General features: G+C 61.7%; 15 protein-coding genes. 4 read left to right on the top strand and 11 right to left on the bottom strand.

Annotated elements, in window-relative coordinates; genetic code table 11:
• Positions 1-570 precede the first annotated feature (570 nt).
• A complete protein-coding gene (locus JFT44_RS28105) occupies positions 571-1,992 on the bottom strand; it encodes an FAD/NAD(P)-binding protein (protein ID WP_057959319.1) in 1,422 nt (473 codons plus the stop codon).
• A gap of 402 nt (positions 1,993-2,394) precedes the next feature.
• Here JFT44_RS28105 and JFT44_RS28100 point away from each other — a divergent pair, with 402 nt between their 5' ends.
• Positions 2,395-3,558, top strand: coding sequence for an L-dopachrome tautomerase-related protein (locus tag JFT44_RS28100; RefSeq protein ID WP_057959318.1), 1,164 nt, complete (start codon positions 2,395-2,397; stop codon positions 3,556-3,558).
• A 35-nt stretch (positions 3,559-3,593) separates the two neighbouring features.
• A complete protein-coding gene (locus JFT44_RS28095) occupies positions 3,594-4,475 on the top strand; it encodes a glycine betaine ABC transporter substrate-binding protein (RefSeq protein ID WP_186625191.1) in 882 nt (293 codons plus the stop codon).
• A gap of 159 nt (positions 4,476-4,634) precedes the next feature.
• On the opposite strand, the gene nfsB is transcribed toward JFT44_RS28095, so the two are convergent.
• On the bottom strand, positions 4,635-5,288 hold the full coding sequence (gene nfsB / locus JFT44_RS28090) for an oxygen-insensitive NAD(P)H nitroreductase (protein ID WP_198792235.1): 654 nt from the start codon (positions 5,286-5,288) through the stop codon (positions 4,635-4,637).
• A 148-nt stretch (positions 5,289-5,436) separates the two neighbouring features.
• Entirely contained in the window at positions 5,437-5,859 is a 423-nt protein-coding gene (locus tag JFT44_RS28085; RefSeq protein ID WP_057959316.1) for an ester cyclase, read from the bottom strand.
• A 131-nt stretch (positions 5,860-5,990) separates the two neighbouring features.
• Here JFT44_RS28085 and JFT44_RS28080 point away from each other — a divergent pair, with 131 nt between their 5' ends.
• Positions 5,991-6,884: a LysR family transcriptional regulator gene (locus JFT44_RS28080; protein WP_057959325.1), complete on the top strand. Its 894-nt coding sequence runs from the start codon at positions 5,991-5,993 to the stop codon at positions 6,882-6,884.
• A 10-nt stretch (positions 6,885-6,894) separates the two neighbouring features.
• On the opposite strand, the gene JFT44_RS28075 is transcribed toward JFT44_RS28080, so the two are convergent.
• The 3 genes from JFT44_RS28075 to JFT44_RS28065 form a co-directional block, all read right to left on the bottom strand.
• Positions 6,895-7,827: a p-hydroxyphenylacetate 3-hydroxylase reductase component gene (locus tag JFT44_RS28075; RefSeq protein ID WP_198792234.1), complete on the bottom strand. Its 933-nt coding sequence runs from the start codon at positions 7,825-7,827 to the stop codon at positions 6,895-6,897.
• Between the two features lie 63 nt (positions 7,828-7,890).
• Positions 7,891-9,060 carry a p-hydroxyphenylacetate 3-hydroxylase oxygenase component gene (locus JFT44_RS28070; RefSeq protein ID WP_198831469.1) on the bottom strand — a complete coding sequence of 390 codons (1,170 nt, stop codon included), beginning with the start codon at positions 9,058-9,060 and terminating at the stop codon, positions 7,891-7,893.
• 337 nt (positions 9,061-9,397) lie between these two features.
• Positions 9,398-10,489, bottom strand: a complete 1,092-nt coding sequence (locus JFT44_RS28065) for an NADH:flavin oxidoreductase/NADH oxidase (protein WP_198792233.1) — start codon at positions 10,487-10,489, stop codon at positions 9,398-9,400.
• A gap of 58 nt (positions 10,490-10,547) precedes the next feature.
• On the opposite strand from JFT44_RS28065, the gene JFT44_RS28060 reads away from it, so the two are divergent.
• A complete protein-coding gene (locus tag JFT44_RS28060) occupies positions 10,548-10,883 on the top strand; it encodes a helix-turn-helix transcriptional regulator (RefSeq protein WP_057440971.1) in 336 nt (111 codons plus the stop codon).
• 43 nt (positions 10,884-10,926) lie between these two features.
• On the opposite strand, the gene JFT44_RS28055 is transcribed toward JFT44_RS28060, so the two are convergent.
• From JFT44_RS28055 to JFT44_RS29270, 5 genes are all read right to left on the bottom strand, one after another.
• On the bottom strand, positions 10,927-11,772 hold the full coding sequence (locus JFT44_RS28055) for a transporter (protein ID WP_120733327.1): 846 nt from the start codon (positions 11,770-11,772) through the stop codon (positions 10,927-10,929).
• Between the two features lie 87 nt (positions 11,773-11,859).
• Positions 11,860-13,959 carry a PQQ-dependent dehydrogenase, methanol/ethanol family gene (locus JFT44_RS28050; RefSeq protein ID WP_198831468.1) on the bottom strand — a complete coding sequence of 700 codons (2,100 nt, stop codon included), beginning with the start codon at positions 13,957-13,959 and terminating at the stop codon, positions 11,860-11,862.
• 113 nt (positions 13,960-14,072) lie between these two features.
• Complete coding sequence (feaR, locus tag JFT44_RS28045; protein ID WP_057440965.1) at positions 14,073-15,014, bottom strand: transcriptional regulator FeaR; 942 nt, start codon at positions 15,012-15,014, stop codon at positions 14,073-14,075.
• 80 nt (positions 15,015-15,094) lie between these two features.
• Positions 15,095-17,659 carry an EAL domain-containing protein gene (locus JFT44_RS28040; protein ID WP_198831467.1) on the bottom strand — a complete coding sequence of 855 codons (2,565 nt, stop codon included), beginning with the start codon at positions 17,657-17,659 and terminating at the stop codon, positions 15,095-15,097.
• A gap of 304 nt (positions 17,660-17,963) precedes the next feature.
• Positions 17,964-18,050 (bottom strand): IS3 family transposase, encoded by an 87-nt coding sequence (locus tag JFT44_RS29270; protein WP_374068253.1) that lies wholly within the window; start codon positions 18,048-18,050, stop codon positions 17,964-17,966.
• Between the last annotated feature and the right edge of the window lie 8 nt (positions 18,051-18,058).

Here is an 18,058-nt window from a genome sequence, read left to right as displayed (position 1 = left end):
ATTTTGGCCCCACCACAAATCAAATGTGGGAGCTGGCTTGCCTGCGATGGCGGTGGGTCAGCCGCCAAAAACAGTGACTGAACTGCCGCCATCGCGAGCAAGCCCGCTCCCACAGGGGATCTCACTGGAGCAGATGATTTTGGCCCCACCACAAATCAAATGTGGGAGCTGGCTTGCCTGCGATGGCGGTGGGTCAGCCGCCAAAAACAGTGACTGAACTGCCGCCATCGCGAGCAAGCCCGCTCCCACAGGGGATCTCACTGAGGCAAATAATTTTGGCCCCACCACAAATCAAGGGTGGGAGCTGGCTTGCCTGCGATGGCGGTGGGTCAGCCGCCAGAAACAGTGACTGAACTGCCGCTATCGCGGGCAAGCCCGCTCCCACAGGGGATCTGCGCGGGGCAGAGAGTTTTGGCCCCACCACAAATCAAAGGTGGGAGCTGGCTTGCCTGCGAAGGCGGTGGGTCAGTCGCTAGAAACGGTGACTGAGCTGCCGCCATCGCGAGCAAGCCCGCTCCCACAGGGGGCCTTGTCGGCGGGGCGATTTTGGATGCACCACAGCTCCCACCTTTAGAGTTGCGCCAGCTTTAGCGCCAGTGCCTTGGCCTGAAGCGCCACATCCGTCACCGCCGTGCTCTCCCACCACATACCGCGCAGCGGCGGGCCCATGGCGAAGAGTCGCTCACTCACAACGCCGTGCTCATCCAGTACCGCCCCCGAGGCATCCGCCGCTATCCCCAATGCCAAGGGCCCGGGTTTGATCAAGCCGCGGGCCAGCAATTGCCTGGGCAACGGCCGGGCCACGCGGCGCCAGTCGTATTCGATCCCGCTGGAGTTGATCAACGCCGCGCCACTGAAGTGGGTGGTGTGCTGTTCGCCACGACGGCGCAGGCGCAGGGTCACTTCGCCGTTTACCGTGGGCTCCAGGCCCAGGAACGAGGCCGCGTGGATACGCAGGCGCCCCTCCCCGTGCAGGCGCGCCAGCAGTTCGGCGCTCAGGGGTGGCGAGCGATGATGATGGCTCTCCCACCAGGGCCGCACATGGCGCACGAACTGGCGTTTCTCGCGCTCGCTGGCCTGGCTCCACAAACGACCGATATGGGCGCGTACGGTGTCCAGCGGTGCTTGCCAGTCGATGCCCTGGGCCAGGGCTTTCTGGCATTCGCGGCGCACTGCCCGCAGTAATTGCAGTGGGCTGCGCAGGCCATGATCGTCAGCGAGAAAGTCCGCCCACGTAGGGGGTTGCCGGCGCACATGGGGCAACAGGCCATGGCGCGAAAAGATCTCGATCGGCCCGCGATGGCCAGCCTGTTCCAGTGACACCACGGCGTCGACCATGGTCAGGCCGGAGCCGATGATCAACACCGTGGCGTGTGGGTCCAGTTGCGTCATGGCGCGCACATCCCACGGATCAACCGCCGCCGCATTCACACCACTGGAGTGGGTTTGTGGCGTGCGCGCCGCCGGAAACATCCCGGTGGCCAGTACGGCCCGGGCACCGCGCAGTGCCCGGCCGTCATCCAGGGTCAGGCGCACGCCTCCCAGCTCTACCTGCACGTCGATGACCTCGGCGCGAATATGCTCCACGGTTGACGCCGATCCCGCCCGAGCCTGCGCCAGCCGCTGTTGCGCGTACACGCCAAAGATCCCCCGGGGTGGAAACAGCTCGCTGACCGGCACGTGCTGCTGGTCCGATTCCGGCCAGCCGCCGGCGGCGATGTACTCGCTCAACCAGTGGGTCAAGTCATCGGCGTTGTCCGGGTCCACACTCATGCGCGCCGCATTGCCATTGAGGGTGTGCCCCAGCTCCACCGCGCTATAGGCTTCGCCTCGCCCCAGCTCCATGCGCGGCTCGATCACCAGAACCTTCCGCGTGCCGGGCAAACGCAACAGCTGCACGGCCAGCAGCGTGCCGCTCAGGCCCCCGCCGATGATCAGCACATCGGCGTTGCGGATGGCCTTTGTCGCCTGTCCGCGTTCGGTTTCACTCATGCAAATACGCCCTTACTGGTTGCCCGAAGAATGCTCATGCCATCGCCTGCGCCGGTGTAAACCCGCGTGCAGAGCGACGTGGATGCGTTAGTTATATAGCCAGGTGCGCTCCGTTGCACGAGTTACGCCAAGATTGAGAACCCCATGATTCCTCACTTTGCGACAGCTCCATAGCCATGCCACACACGGTTAATCAGCAAACTGTTGATTGACTGTTGGCGGGCGAACAGTGGCGCATGCAACCGCAGATTTACCTGGAACCGCCGCAAATCAAGGCTCAAACGCCCTGCACTTTCTCGATTGCGATGAAACTGTTAGCGCCATTCGTGGGTTTTTCCATGGACCGGGAACGCACACCATGGGCTGCAACGCGCCCCTTCCTGCGGATTCCCGGAGCTTTTCATGCACTTCAAGCACTCCTTTATCTGGTCTGCCCTGGCCTTGTCGATTGCCATCAGCAGCCAGGCGGCTCAGGCCCAACCGATGCCCAGCGAGCAAACCATTGGCACCCTCGAGCAGGTGTTCGCCTTCCACGACGCCATGCCCACCGGCGTCAGCGTTGCCGAAAACGGGCGGATCTTTGTCAATTTTCCACGCTGGGGCGACGCGGTGCCGTTCACCGTGGGTGAACTGCGCGATGGCCAGGTCGTGCCCTACCCTGACCTGGCTATGAACCAGGCCGACCCGAAAGACCCGGCCAAGGGTTTTATCAGCGTGCAAAGTGTGGTGGCCGATGGTCGCGGGCGGATCTGGATACTGGACACTGCCGCCCCCGGTTTCGCCTCGCCAACGCCGGGCGGTGCCAAGCTGGTAGCCATCGACCTGGCCACCAACAAAGTGGTCAAGACCCTGGTGTTCCCGAAAAACGTGATGCTGCCCAGCACCTACGTCAACGATATGCGTTTTGACTTCCGGGTGGGCGATGAAGGGGTGATCTACATCACCGACTCTTCCCTGAGCGGCCCCGGGGCGATCATCGTCATGGACATTGCCAGCGGCACTGCCCTGCGCCGACTCAGCGGTGCCACCTCGACCTCGGTAGACCCGAACTTCGTGCCCAAGGTCGAAGGCCAGGTCTTGCAGGTTCGCAACACCAACGGCAGCACCCGTCCGTTTGCGGTAGCGTCCGATGGCATCGCCCTGTCCGCTGACGGCCAGACGCTGTACTTCTGCCCGCTGTCCAGCCGCCATCTGTACTCGGTACCCACCGCGTTGCTGCGTGACACCTCGGTCAGCGAAGCGCGGCTGGATATGGCGGTCAAGGACCTGGGGGAAAAAGGCGCTTCCGATGGCCTCGAAGCCGATGCCTCCGGCGCCCTGTATGCCGGCGACTACGAACACAACAGCGTGCGCAAACGCCTGGCGGATGGACAGTGGCAGACCATCGTCCACGACCCGCGTGTGCTCTGGCCCGACACCCTGTCCATCGGGCCGGACGGCTACCTGTACTTCATGGCCAACCAGTTGCATCGCCAGGGCATCTTCCACGCAGGTCGCGACTTGCGCCAGAAGCCCTACAGCCTGCTGCGCGTGAAGATTGATGCAGCGCCGGCCCCCACCCTCTAGCTCCGTGATCAGCCGCAGCTCTTGAAGGAAGCAACATGCGCAGACCCCCACCCCGGCGCCCAGCAAAAACGCCGACCGTGACCCACCAGGATTTTTCCCTGGCCAATATCGCCAATGGCTCGCGTGTGGTGCGCCTGGGCGTCACCGATCTGTCCTTCCATCGCGCCACTGCCGCCGTGGTGGCGCTGGTCCTGCAGCGCATGGGCCTGACTGTCGAACGGCAATATGCCCTGCACGAAGTGAATTTCGAGCGCTTGCGCGAAGGCACCATCGACATGTTGGCCTCGGCCTGGCTGCCATGCAGCCATGGCGTGTACCGACAGGCCGTGCCCGCCCGTGAACTGGGCCTGCATTACCAGCCCTATGCCATGTGGGGCGTGCCCGACTATGTAAGCGAGGCTGACGTGGCATCCATCGACGACCTGCGCAAACCCGAGGTTCGCGCGCGCATGCACCCGCTGATTCAGGGCATTGGGTTGGGTGCGGGAATTACCCGGTTTTCCCTGAAAATCATGGATGAGTACGGCTTGAGCGACGCCGGCTACCAATTCCGCACCGGCACTCAGGACGATTGCGTCGACGCTTTTGAGGCCCTGTATCGCCAAGGGCACTGGGGCATCGTGCCCTTGTGGCATCCGCAGTTCCTGCACCACCGCTACCGTATCCGCGAACTGAAGGACCCCAGGGGTTTGCTCGGTAATGTGGATCGGGCAGTGCTGCTGGCACGGGAAGATCGCCTGGCGTTGCTGACCCGGGCAGAGATTCAGGTGCTGGATAATATTCGTCTGTCGAACCCGATCGTTGCCGAGCTGGATGATGCATTCAATCGGGGTGAACGCTCGGCGGATGAGGCGGCCAGGGAGTGGCTGGCGCGCCATCCGCAGATGCTGCGTGGGTGGCTGGCACCGGTGAGCTGACAGCAAGCTTGGAGCCTATGGCTTATTGTGCGTAGCAGTCGCATTTTAGGGCCGCTTCGCGCCCCAACGGGAGCAAGCTCCCTCGCCACAGGTTATCGATTGCCTGCACCTCTCTTAGCTGAACGGCAAGCGGGTTTGCCCCGCTCGCCACAGCCCCCCTTAGATAAATTCGAACAACACCGGCGCCGGCAAGCGGGACTTGGGCAGGCCCGCATTAAAATCCTCATGGCTGTGGTAACCCACACTCACCACCACCAGGCTGGTAAAGCCGCGCTCGCGCAAATCCAGTTCGGCATCCAGCGCCTTACTGTCAAAGCCTTCCATGGGCGTGGCATCCAGGCCCAGGGCAGCAGCGCCGAGCAACAGCGTGCCCAGGGCCAGGTAAGTCTGCTTTTCCATCCAGTGTTGCAGGTCTTTGTAGTCATAACGATGCAGATCGACAAACCGCCGCCGGCCTTTGTCCTGCCCGGCCTTGGCCTGCTCATCCACAAAACGCCCATCGCTGGCTTCTTGCTCCAGCAGCGCCTGCAGGTACTCCTCGGGCATCTGGGTACGCGTGCAGAGCACAATCACATGGGAGGCATCGAGGGTCTTCGCGCGATTGAACTCAAAACCACCCTGCATACTGTCCGCAATCCGAGCTTTACCCTCGTCTTCGTGGGCAATGACAAAGTGCCAGGGCTGCGAGTTGACGGAAGACGGGCTGTTGCGCAGTTGTTCCAGCAACAATTCAATGGTTGCCACGGGAATCTTGCGCGATGAATCGAAGAGTTTGGTTGTATAACGACGCTTGGACAGGCTTACCAGATCCATAAAAGGACTCCAATCAAAATAGGCAAAAACAGCGAGTCCATCGTTACCCTTCGCCCCGCCGAGAAAAACCACCCGCACGCGTCAAGAGTTTCACTGGCACAGTGAAAGTGCGCTGTGCGCCTGCGTCCCTGCAGGGGAATCGCCCGGGTCAGTCGTACTCGACAATCCCCAGTTGCTTGGCCATGAACAGCTCATTGCGCTCGACGATTTCCTCGACCACTTTGCCTTCGGCATTGAACCGGAAGTACGTCAACGCGCTCCAGGTCAGGTCTTTGCCGCTCACATCAAAACCATGCCAGGTGTTGGAACCCTTGGCGTGATGCATCAACGCAACCACCACCACATCACCGGCCACCACTTCTTTCTGGAAGGTTGTCGCGATTGACTCGTAGCGCTCGGTCACGTTCAGGCGCAAGGCCTGTTTAAACGGTTCGACACCGACGATAGGTGCCGGACAATCGGGGCGGTGAACCACCACATCGTCGGCAAAAAATTCCGCTACACGCTCAACATCCTTACCGTCGACGCAATACTTGAAGTACTTTTTCACCACATCCAGATGCTTGCTCATTTCGACTCCAATCAAGTTTTTCCCTGCACTCAACGGCTAGACTGGCAGGGGCAAAAAAAGCTTAACGGTCGGCATACACCTGAAAAATGCTGTAACTGGAAAACACCCTTGCGCGCAGTGGAGCAATGCTGATGGATCGCTGGACCGAATATGAGTTGTTTGTAAAGGTCGCGGAGCTGGGCAGCGTGACCAAGGCCGCAGACGCCCTGGACCTGTCCAGTGCGGCAGCCAGCCGGCACTTGGCGGCACTGGAGAATCGCCTGGGCGTGAGGCTGATCGAGCGCAGCACCCGGCGCTTGTTCGTCACCGAAGTCGGCAAAGTGTTCTACACCAATTCCAAGGCAGCCCTCACGGCGATGCAAGGCGCGACCGAGGCCGTCAGCGCGAGCAAAAACCACCCCCATGGGGTGTTGCGTGTGACTGCATCCTTATCCCTGTGCCTGCAACATATCCTGCCGCTGGTGCCCAAGTTCAAGGAGCAGTACCCGGATGTACGCCTGGATATCGTGGCCGAGAACCGCTACCACGACATCATTGACGACAACATCGACGTCGCCCTGCGCACCCGTGACAGTGAGCCGGACTCCAGCCTGGTGATCCGCCGCCTGACCGATACCCGACGCATACTGGCTGCCTCGCCGGACTACCTCGAGCGCTGCGGCCGCCCGCAACATCCGCAGGCGTTGGCCGAGCATCATCTGTTGCTCTACACCTACGCCACCGATCCCTATGAGCTGACGTTCCAGCGCGAAGACCAGACCATCACGGTGCCCGCCACTCCGGCGCTGGAATCCAACGACGGCTATCTGTTGCGCGCGGCCGCGCTGCAGGGCCAGGGCATTCTCGCGCAACCCACTTATGTGATCCACGACGATATCGTCGCCGGGCGCCTGGTGCCGATCCTCAGCGACTGGAGCCTGCCTCGCCTGGAAATCAACCTCGTCTACCCCTCACGACACCACCTGCCGGCCAAGACCCGGGTGTTTATCGACTTTATCGTCAAAGAATTCCAACACCTGGATTGACCCGTCGCGCTCAGTGCCGGATCACTGCCTTGAGTACCGTCTTGAAGGTCTCCAGTTGCTCCTCGCTGAATTGGCTGAAGACCGTGTCCTGCTGCTCTCGGGCGATGGTCCACAACGACTCGGTTTCGTCGATGCCCTTGGTGGTGAGCTTTACCCGGTCCTGATCATCGCGTACCAACGCCTTGCGCTTGAGGTTGTTCACCGCCTCTTCGATCTCGCGCACCGGCATTGCCACTTCGCGCTGCAACTCGGCCAGGCTCAGGCCGGCATCGTTCTCCAGCACCATCAGCATCCGCGCTTCACTGGTGCGCAGGCCGGTGGACAGTTGGCGGGGCTGGTAGCTGGCCTGATAGGCCCGCAACGCCTGGGTCATCAGGTAATAGAGGTTATGGCTCAGGCGCCCCTGGAAATGGCTGCTCGCTGGCTGGCCCTCCTCACGGCGGGTCATGCGGGTGTGTGGCAGGACCATGGAATAGGCGCCCTGGTGATAGAGCAACGGTGAGCGGCCGCAGTCGTCGAAGGCCACCACTTTGCCAATCATGATCCAGTGATCACCCCCATCGACCTGCTGGTACTTCTCACACTCAAAGCGTGCCGAACAGTCGGCCAACACCGGCGCCCCGCCCGCACCCGCCTGGTATTCGATCTCGGCAAAACGGTCCTCCCGGGGCCGGGCAAAGTTGTTCGACAGGTCAATCTGATCGGCGGCCAGCACATTTACCGCAAAGTGCGTGGCGGCTTCAAACACGGCGTGGCTGGTGGAGCGTTTTTCGATGCTCCAGAGAATCAGCGGCGGGTCCAAAGACACCGAATTAAAACTGTTGGCGGTGACACCGACCTTGCGCCCGCTGGCGTCGGCGGCGGTGACCACGGTGACACCGGTGGCAAAATTGCCCAGGGCACGGCGAAAGGCGCGGGTATCGACTTGGTTTTCAATAGACATGCAAGACTCCCGGACAGGCTGAAGGCCCTGCCCTGATTATTCTTATAGGTAAGCGTAGCGTGGTCAGACCATCGCCGGGTCAGGCTCCAGGCCCATCAATTCGCGCCCGAGAATCTGTGCGCAAACGTCATAGTCGGTGTAGGCATGGGCGCCGGCGAGGTGAACGTCGCGGAACAGGCGCTGCAGTTCGTTGGTTTCAAACCAGGCGCCACCGCCCGCCGCCTCCATCAGGCGATCCACCGCCTGGATGCACATTTTAGTGGCGTAGCCCTGGTTGGTCCGCCAGAACGCCAGGGTGCCGCGGCTTGGATATTCATGGCGCTCGCTGTGCTCGGCGATCTCGTCCCAGCTTTTTTCCAGCAAGGCGCGTGCGGCGGCCACCTGGTGAGTAGACTCGGCCAGACGCATCAACGCGGGGGTCGCGGCGCCGACGGCCGCACCGGTGTAGGCGCGCACACGGTTTTTGGTTTTTTCGCGGAACACCTCGAGCATGCGCTCGGCGACTCCCAGGCCGACGGTGGAGAAACCACTGGCAAAATACGGACGGTAGGGGGCGAAGAAAATCCTGCTGTCGGGGTACAGGCCGAAGCCCGCCGACTTGCCTTCCATCATGTCCTTGGCCTTCTGGATACGGTGCTCGGGCACGAAAGCCTGATCGACGATCAGGGTCTTGCTGCCGCTGCCACGCATGCCCACGGCATACCAGTCGTCACGAATCTGATAATCACTGCGCGGCAGTACCGCGAAGCAGTAATCCTGGGTGCCTTCGGCGTTTTTGCGGCGAAAGCCCATGATCGCCCATTCGGCGTGGTCACAACCCGAACTCCAGCCCATCTCACCGCTGAAGGTCACGCCACCCGGCACTTCTTCAGTACGCCCAAATGGCGCGATGCTGCTGCTGGCGGTGGCGTCGGGGTCGACGCCCCAGACCTCGTCCTGCAACTTGACCGAGAACATAGCCATCTGATGGCTATGGGTACACAGCAGGCTCATGGCCCACGCGGTGCTTGCGCAAGCGCCGGCCAGCAAAGCGATGCACTGGGCAAACTGCGGCAGGGAGATTTCCATGCCTCCGTACTTTTTCGGCAGAAATGCCCGGTGCATGCCGATGCCCTTGAGCAACGCGATGTTCTCGGCAGGTACGCTGCGATCTTTCTCGGCGGCGAAGGCATTGGCAGCAATGGCGGGCAAGACCGAGTTGAGGTCTTCCAGCAGAGGGTTTGGCTTTTTCATGGGTGCTCTCTTTATTATTGGATATCCCCATTCCTGGCCTGCCTGCGCCCTGCTCACTCGGCAGGAGGCTTGAAACAAACGGGAACGTTCGTAAAGACACGCCCAGTATGTGGCGCTTGGTCGCAGCGCAACATGCACGTTCCGGATGGAAGATTGTACTTTTCATGGCCCACAAAAAAAGCCGTCGCAGAGGCTGCGACGGCTGATTAAAGACTCTCCAATGTGGGAGCTGGCTTGCCTGCGATAGCGCTGGATCAGTCGATATATGGATCGCCGACAGGACGCCATCGCAACCTCGCTAAAGCTCGACAGCTCCCACACACAACACGGTCACCCCTTAGCGATAGCGCTCAAGCCAATGCGCGTAAGGCGCCGGCAGGGTCCAGGAAGCCTTGTCCACCCCCAGTTCCTTGGCGGCGAAGTATGCCCAGTGTGGGTCGGCCAGGTGCGCACGGCCCACGGAAACCAGGTCGAGATGACCGGCCTGCAACGCCCCTTCGGCCAGTTGCGGTGTACCGAAACCCCAGGCCGACGTGACCGGCAGACCGGCTTCGCGGCGTACGCGCTCGGCAATCGGCCCCATAAACGCTGGCCCCCAAGGGATATTGGTATCGGGGATGGTGAAGCCGACACTGACGCTCAACAGGTCCAGGCCGCCGTCCTTGAAACGACGGGCCAGTTCGATGGACTCGCCCAGGGTCTGTTCGTCACGCCCGTCATATTCGAGCACCCCGAAACGCGCGGTCAGCGGCAGGTTTTCCGGCCAGACTTCACGCACGGCGGCCAGGGTTTCCAGGAGGAAACGGCTGCGGTTGTCGAAGCTGCCACCGTAGGCATCGGTGCGCTGGTTGGAGTGCTCCGAGAAAAAGCTCTGGCCCAGGTAACCGTGGGCGAAATGCAGTTCGATCCACTCAAAACCGGCGTCACGGGCACGGCGTGCGGCTTGAACGAAGTCCTGTTGCACCCGGGCGATATCCTCCAGGGTCATGGCCTGGGGGACTTTCGGCAGGTTCGCGCCAAACGCGATCGCCGAGGGTGCCAGGGTTTGCCAGCCACGGGCATCGTCGGCGGCAATATGGTCGTCGCCTTCCCATGGGCGGTTGGCACTGGCCTTGCGCCCGGCGTGGGCGATCTGGATGCCGGGCACCGCGCCTGCCGCCTTGATCGCTTGCACCATGGGCACAAAGGCTTGGGCATGGGCATCGCTCCAGATACCCGCGCAACCCGGCGTGATCCGGCCTTCGGGAGCCACGGCGGTGGCCTCGACCACCACCAGGCCGGCGCCGCCACGGGCCAGGCTGGCGAGGTGGACGTGATGCCAGTCATTGACCATGCCGTCATCGGCCACGTACTGGCACATCGGTGGAATGGCGATACGATTGCGCAACGTAACGTCTTTGAGCTTGAAGGGTTCGAACAATGCAGACATGAAAAAGCTCCTGAAACGAGGGTAACGTTTGATTCGATAGTTCGATCTTAATCGAACTATGGTAAACAATGCCAGCCCTGTTATCATTCGGTTCATGCGAGCCTTTAAACACCCCTCCCCCGAAGACTTGACCCTCGAACGCCTGCTCTATGCGTTGAGTGACCCTGTGCGCCTGGACATCGTGCGCTGCCTGGCCGGTGTAGAAGAAGCCAGTTGCGGCGAGTTGGATGGCGGGCGGCCGAAGTCCAGCATGTCCCACCACTTCCGGGTTTTACGTGATGCCGGGCTGGTGCATACGCGCAGCGTGGGCACGACCCATATGAATTCGTTGCGGGCCGATGTGTTGGCCGAGCGATTTCCCGGGTTGCTCGAAAGCATCCTAGCCCAACAATAAGACCGCGCTGTCACGCCCCGCGAGACAGCGCCTACAGACAGCGTCAGTAGAAATACGCCAGGCGAAACTGCAGCGAATTGTCGATCTTCACCCCTTCGCGCACCGCCGTGTCATGCATCAATTGCCCCAGTACCTGTACCTGCTTGCCCACCATCGTGGCCACGGTGAAGCCCAGCGTGCCATTGCTGCGGCTGGTGGCCAGGGTTTCATGGTCCAGCGTCTCGCGGGCGCCCCAATTGTGCCGATAGGAGATGGCCGCGTAAGTCTCTGGAGTGAAGTTGTAGCGCAGGTGGTTGTGCAGTTGCAGCAGCGGATATTTCTTGGCATCGGTGGCGCGCTGTTCACCGTAGAACTCCGTCTCGGCAATCACATCCCAGGTGATTTTGTCGGTCAGCCCCTTGATATAGCCCACCTGGAAATCCAGGGCCCAACGGTTGTTGCTCAGGGCAAAACCCTGGTCCTTGTCACTGCCCGTGGGCGCGGTGACAAACGCCGACCAGCCCAGGTGCTGGTTGTTGGCCAGGTCCGCGAGGGTCCACAGCGTGCCGCCAAACGTAATGTCGCCCAACCCTGAGTGCTTGCTGTCGCTGGCGCCGGTCTTCTGGTAACCGAAAGGAATGACTATTTGCGGGTCCCAGGTCAGGCCGGTGTTGAAGAACTCGGTGAAGTGGATCAGGCGCAACACCCCGACGGTCATGTCCAGGTCAAGGTTGTCGGCGACTTTCTTGCCGCCCGAGTAAACCTTGTCGCCCCGTGGGTTCTGCTGGTACAGCACCACCACATCGGTGCCCTGGGGCAAGGCGGTATAGTCGCCGGGGTCCGGCTTGACGTCGGCGTGAGCCAATGGAACCAGGCTGAAGAGCAGGGTCAGGATGCTAAGTGTTTTCATGGCAAGTACCGTTATTGTTATTGGAGGCAACACTCGGCCATGACGACGTCAAAAGACGTCGCCCGGCACAGTTCAAACAAGGGGAGATCAGTGAATGGCGTTGAGGTCGGCCTGCAGATCCCGGGTGCGCTTGACCAGGTACTGGCGCAGCAACTCCATGTCTTCGCGCTGCAGAATGTCGGAGAAGTTCGGCATGCCCTTATTGATCAACGCGCCACTGACAAAGGCCGGAAATGCCGCGTGCTTGTTGTCATCCAGGTAACGCAGGTCGGGCACGACCCCGCCGCTGATCGCGTTCAGGCCATGGCAACCGGCACACAGGCCATTGAACATGCCACGCGCCTGCACCAGTTGCTCGGGGGTCGCCGTGAGTACCTGGCGGGTAGTCGGCAGTACCGGCGCGGCCTTGGGGGGTGGCAGCTCACCGGTGGCACCGAGCTTGAAGGCAATCACCCGCGATTCAGCGCGCACCTTGCCCTTGTTGGTCAGCGGGCCGGTCAACAGCGGCAGGATCCCGCCCCACCCCACGGAAAACGCCACGTACTGCTCGCCATTGACCGTATAAGTAACCGGCCCCGCCATCACCCCGGAGTTGGCCCGGTGCTCCCACAGCGGCTGACCGGTGTCGGCGCGATAGGCCACCACCCGCCCATCGGCCGTGCCCTGGAACACCAGGTTGCCGGCCGTGGCGAGGGTGCCGCCGTTGCCGGCGCTGACATAGGGTTGTTTCCAGGCCGCCTTCTGCTTGACCGGGTCCCAGGCGATCAACTCTCCGCTCCAAGCATCCCGGATCTGGTTGAGGACTTTCGGGTCTTCCGGCAGGTCCGGCACATCCAGGCCGAAGTTCACCACCGACTTGTTCGCCGGGAACTGCGGGGCCTTGGCCGCTTTCAACTCGGCCAGGGTGTACTGCGCCGGAATGTACACGTAGCCGGTTTTCGGGCTGTAGGACATGGGGTGCCAGTTATGCCCGCCAAGGAAACTCGGCTGCACCACCTTGGGTTCCTTGGAATAGTCCGCCGCGCCGGTAAGGATCGGCCGCCCAGTCTGCAGGTCGATGCCACTGGCCCAGTTCACCGGCACGAAATTCTTTGCCGACAACAGTTTGCCGTTGGTGCGATCCAGCACATAGAAAAAGCCGTTTTTCGGCGCCTGCATGATCACCTTGCGTACGCTGCCATTCATCTCGATATCGGCGAGGATCATGTGCTGGGTCGCGGTGAAGTCCCACTGGTCCTGCGGGGTGATCTGGTAGTGCCAGACGTACTCGCCGGTGTCCGGGCGCAGCGCCAGGATGGATGACACATACAGGTTGTCGCCCTTGCCATTGCTGCGGAACTGGTAGTTCCACGGCGAGCCATTGCCGGTGCCCACGTAGAGCAGGTCCAGTTGCGGGTCGTAGGCCATCGAGTCCCACACCGTGCCGCCGCCGCCCCACTTGACCCAGCCGTCACCGTCCCAGGTCTTCATGGCCTTGGCCATCGCCGCATTTTCCGGCGGCAGCTTGGGGTCACCCGGCACGGTGTAGAAGCGCCAGACTTGCTTGCCCGTGTCGGCGTCATAGGCGGTGACATAACCGCGCACGCCAAATTCGGCGCCCCCGTTGCCGATCAATACCTTGCCCTTGACGATGCGTGGCGCGCCGGTAATCGAGTAGCTTTTGCTGCGATCAATGAGGGTGTCGACGCTCCACACCGGCAGGCCAGTGCCGGCATCCAGCGCAATCAAGCGCCCATCGAAACTGCCCACATAGACCTTGCCCTGCCACACCGCCACGCCACGGTTGACCGGACCGCAGCAGCCCTGGCCAAGGTTCTCGGCAGGGACCTTGGGATCGTACTTCCACAACAACTCACCCGTGGCCGCATTGATCGCATAGACGATGCTGAAGGCACCCGTGGTGTACATCACCCCATCGACCACCAGCGGCGTGGCCTCGGTGCCACTGTCGATATACAGCTTGGTGGTCCAGGCCATGCCCAGTTGGCCGATATTGTCGGCATTCACCCTGTCCAGCGGGCTGTAGCGTTGTTCATCGTAGGTGCGACCGTGGCTCATCCAGTTACCGGGCTCACGGTCGGCGGCGATGATGCGCGGTCCATCGACCTGGGCCGGCCCGGCCAAGGCCAGGGTGGCGAACGCGCTCAATAGCAGAGGCGTGCCCAACAGCAGGCTCCGTGTATTCATTGTTATTGTTCTCCAACATTAATCGACTCAGGCCACGCTATTAGAGGGTCTGCCACCTGCGGCCACTTGACTGAGGCTGCCAAAGCCCTTGGCATTCCCTGCCAAAGCGCGGCCTATAGCGGCTGCTGGCGAAAGTCCCGGGGCGCATGCTGGAAATGCCGCTTGAAGGCGCGACTGAAATGCGCGGCATCGACAAACCCCCACTTGAAGGCGATCTGGGTGATTGACTCATGCCGCAAATCCCGCGCGCGCAGGTCCTGAGCCACCCGCTCCAGGCGGCGCTGCTGGATGTAGCGCGCGATGCTTTCATGGCGCTGCTCGAACAGCCGGTAGAGTTGGCGCACTGAGACATTCAGGTGCCGCGCCAGGTATTCGGGGCTCAATTCGGTCTCTTGCAGGGAGGCTTCCACCAGGCGCGTGGCCAGGCCATAAATGTCGTCCTGGCCCACGCAGGCAAAGCCCGGCTGGCCCTCGGCGCGCTCGTCCAGACCGGCAACCGCCAGGCCGATCAGGGCCTGCTCCACGGCCGGGCCATCGTTCTCGCCACCATAGCCTTCACTCAGTTGCGCATCCTCCAGGGAGCGCACCAATGCACGAATCATATGGGTGGCGACGCTGTTGCGCGCCAGCTTGCCAAACAGGCGCTGCTGGCCGAATTGCCGGGCGACCTCGGCGCGGGACAGATGCACCGAGATATTCTGTACCAGTCCCTGGGGCTCAATCTCGAAGGCCTGGGCCGAGTCCACCAGGGCGATATCGTCGGGCCCCAGGTCAATCACCCGGTGCTGCTGGCGGATGCGTTGATGGCCGCTGCCCTGCAGGATCAGAAAACAGTGGCGGTCGTCGTCGCCATCGCCGTGGGTGTGATGGCGGCTGATCAGCCCGGCATTGGTGCGGATATGCGCCAACTCCAGGCCACACACGTCCTGGCCGTGGACGCTGCCAATAAACAGACTGTGTCGATCTGACTGCGCGGTGCTGAAATTGCCGCAGACTGCACGCAAGTCACGATTCCAGTTGGCGAACTCAACACAAGGGTTGAACAAGGCAGGCATACCCCCTCCCACAGACCATTTATAGTTATATTGTTAACATATTATCTATATGCGGTCAGTGCAAGTAGGGTCAGGAGCGGCTAAGCAGTCCGGCCCGTGATCAGCGTGCTGATCGCCTGGGCATCCACCGGCACGCTGAGGTAGAAACCCTGGGCTTCATCGCACTGCACGTCCTTCAGCGCCGTGAGTTGGTCGAGGGTCTCCACGCCTTCGGCGGTCACCGTCAGCGAGAGCGCCCGGCCCAGGCCGACAATCGCCTGGATGATCGACTGATCGCCACCACCGGCGGTCAGGCCGCCGACAAAGCTGCGGTCGATCTTCAGCCCGTCGAAGGGGAATGAGCGCAGATAACTCAGCGACGAGTAGCCGGTGCCAAAGTCATCCATCAGCAAGCGCACGCCCAGGGCCTTGAGGCCTTGCATGATGCTCAAGGCGACTTTCTCGTCATTGAGCATCACACTTTCGGTCAGCTCCAGCTCCAGCCGCGCCGGGTTCAAGCCCGTCTCCAGCAACACCGCTTTGACCCGCGACACCAAGTGCCCACGCTGGAACTCGGTGGAGGACAGGTTGACTGAAATCATCACGTCGTCAGGCCAGCCTGCGGCCGTCTGGCAGGCCGCGTGCAGCACCCAGTTGCTCAACGGCAGGATCAGCCCGGTTTCTTCGGCGATGGGGACGAATACGTCGGGGCCCAGCAGCCCGCGCCTTGGGTGCTCCCAACGCACCAGGGCCTCGGCACCGGCCAGGCGCTTGCCTTCAATGCGGTAGCGCGGCTGGAAATCCAGGCGCAGTTCACCGTGCTTGATCGCCTGGCGCAAATCGGCTTCCAGTTGGCGCCGCTCAATAATGCGTGCGTTCATATCGCCCGCATAAAAGCGCCAGGTGTTACGCCCGCCTTCCTTGGCTTCGTAGAGAGCGATATCGGCATAGCGCAGCAACTCTTCGGCCAGGGTCGCGTCCGCCGGCGCCATGGCAATACCAATGCTGGCACTGATAAACACTTCATGTTCGGTGATGTAAAACGGTTGTTCTATGCAGTCGATCAGGCGCCGACACAGGCCTTCCACCTCCAGCGGCGAGCTCACGCCCGCCACCACCAACATAAACTCATCGCCACCTATGCGCGCCACCAGATCATCCCCACGCAGGCAGCCCTGCAAACGCCGGGACACCTGATTGAGTACATCATCGCCAGCCGCGTGCCCCAGCAGGTCGTTGACCGGCTTGAAGCGGTCAAGATCAATACTGAGCATGACCAACGGCCTTGCCAGGGTCGGCACCGCCTTGAGCTTGCCCTCGAGGAATTCCTGCATGCGCGTGCGGTTGGCCAGCCCCGTCAAGGCATCGTGTTGCGACAGATATTCAATGCGCCGCCGGGCCTCGACCTCTTCGGTGATGTCGCTGGCGGTGCCTCGATAACCCTGGCCAGGTATCTCGCGCACCGATAGCCGGCAAATGCGTCGCTGACCCTCGCCAGACACATAGCTGCACTGCACGATGGCATTCGGGCGATGGGCGTGGTCCTTGAACCAGATGGCCAACAGGCCCTGATCAGAGGTCAGCAGCTGATCCACCGCCAACCCCAGGCAGTTGGCCCCGACAAGGCCGGTAATTACATCAAAGCGCTCCGAGAGGTAGGTAAACCGCAGTTGGGTATCGACTTCCCAGATCCAGTCGGACGCCGCTTCGGCCACATCACGAAAGCGCTCCTCGCTGACCGCCAGCGCCGCACGACTGGCTTGCAGGGTGGCGTAATTAAGGTCCATGAGCCGCGCGGCAGCGGTACTGCGGCGCTGGATAACCCAGGCCATCAAGGCAAAGATCAGGCCGGCAACTGTCACCAGCGGCACAACCAGCCCCAGCAACTGGCGCCCAGGATCCTCCGCGGTCCATTGCACAACACCTGCATTGTCCCTGAGGCTCAGGCTCGGTGCGCCCGCCGCCGCCCCGCCGGCCGGGGCGACCCGCAGACCTTGCACACCAAAATCCTCGCCCAGTGCAGCCAGCCGTTGCGGCGCCAGCTTGGCAATGAAGATCAACACCGAAGCGGGACCGCTATCGGCCTCTACGTTCGGATCGGTGCCAGGCGTCAGCGCAGCGGCGGCCAACACCGCCGGCATGCCATCGGCCTGTATCAGCCGGGTCACCGATTGGCTGTTGGTCGCGGCCTGCCGGGCCTGGGCCAGCAGGGGCTCGATCGGCAGGTGCAACCAGTCCTGCACGGCGACACTCTGCAACTGGCCGTCAATCAGCGAATACACCGTGCGACCGGCTGGATCGACAACAAACACCCCCTGGAAACCGAAGTCGGAAAACAGCGTCGTGCCGATGTTTTGCCGGACAAACGCCCAGTCCACATCCACCTTTTGATGCAGGTGTTCGTAGGCATCCCCCCAAAACGCATAGTCCTTGACCGTCGAACCAGCGACGCGCTCAACCGACAGCAGGGCGTTTTCGATATCAATGCGGCTGTGCTCGCCGGCATCGTGATTCAAGTGCTCGGCAATGGACACCAGCAACACCCCGACCAACAGAAACATGGCCAGTAGCAGCAGCGAACAGGCGAGCAGATAAGCCCGTGCAGTAGAAAGATTGGAAACCTTGCCTTGCAGCGACGACTTGGGGCCAACGTTGAGCTTTTCCATGAGCGCTCCAGGCGCCAGGGCGCCCTAACAACCCGCACCGAAAATCACACCACGCACACGCCAGTGCGAGACTACCTGCCCATAGACAATAGACAGTTTTTGGTGATCCATCGAACCCTCAGGGTTTACCCAGCACCTTGCTGAACGCCTGGGCAGCGGGCTGCAGCCATCGCGCCTGTACCAATAGCGGAATCGCGGCAGCACCCGGCTCCACCTGCCCGTCTACTTGCAACCGCTGTGGCTTGGCTTCGACCTTGAAATGGTGCTCGCCAGTGAACTGCCCCCCGAATGTTGGACAGGGACGCTATTGATTCAGCGTCTGGATACGAAATTGTACCGGACTCAAGCCATTCAGTCTGAGGCTTATGCGGTCTTGGTTGTAGTAGGCAATGTAATCCT

It is taken from the genome of Pseudomonas sp. MF5691 (assembly GCF_016405645.1).
GTDB classification, from domain to species: domain Bacteria; phylum Pseudomonadota; class Gammaproteobacteria; order Pseudomonadales; family Pseudomonadaceae; genus Aquipseudomonas; species Aquipseudomonas shahriarae.
This window is presented reverse-complemented; position numbering and strand designations above follow the sequence as displayed.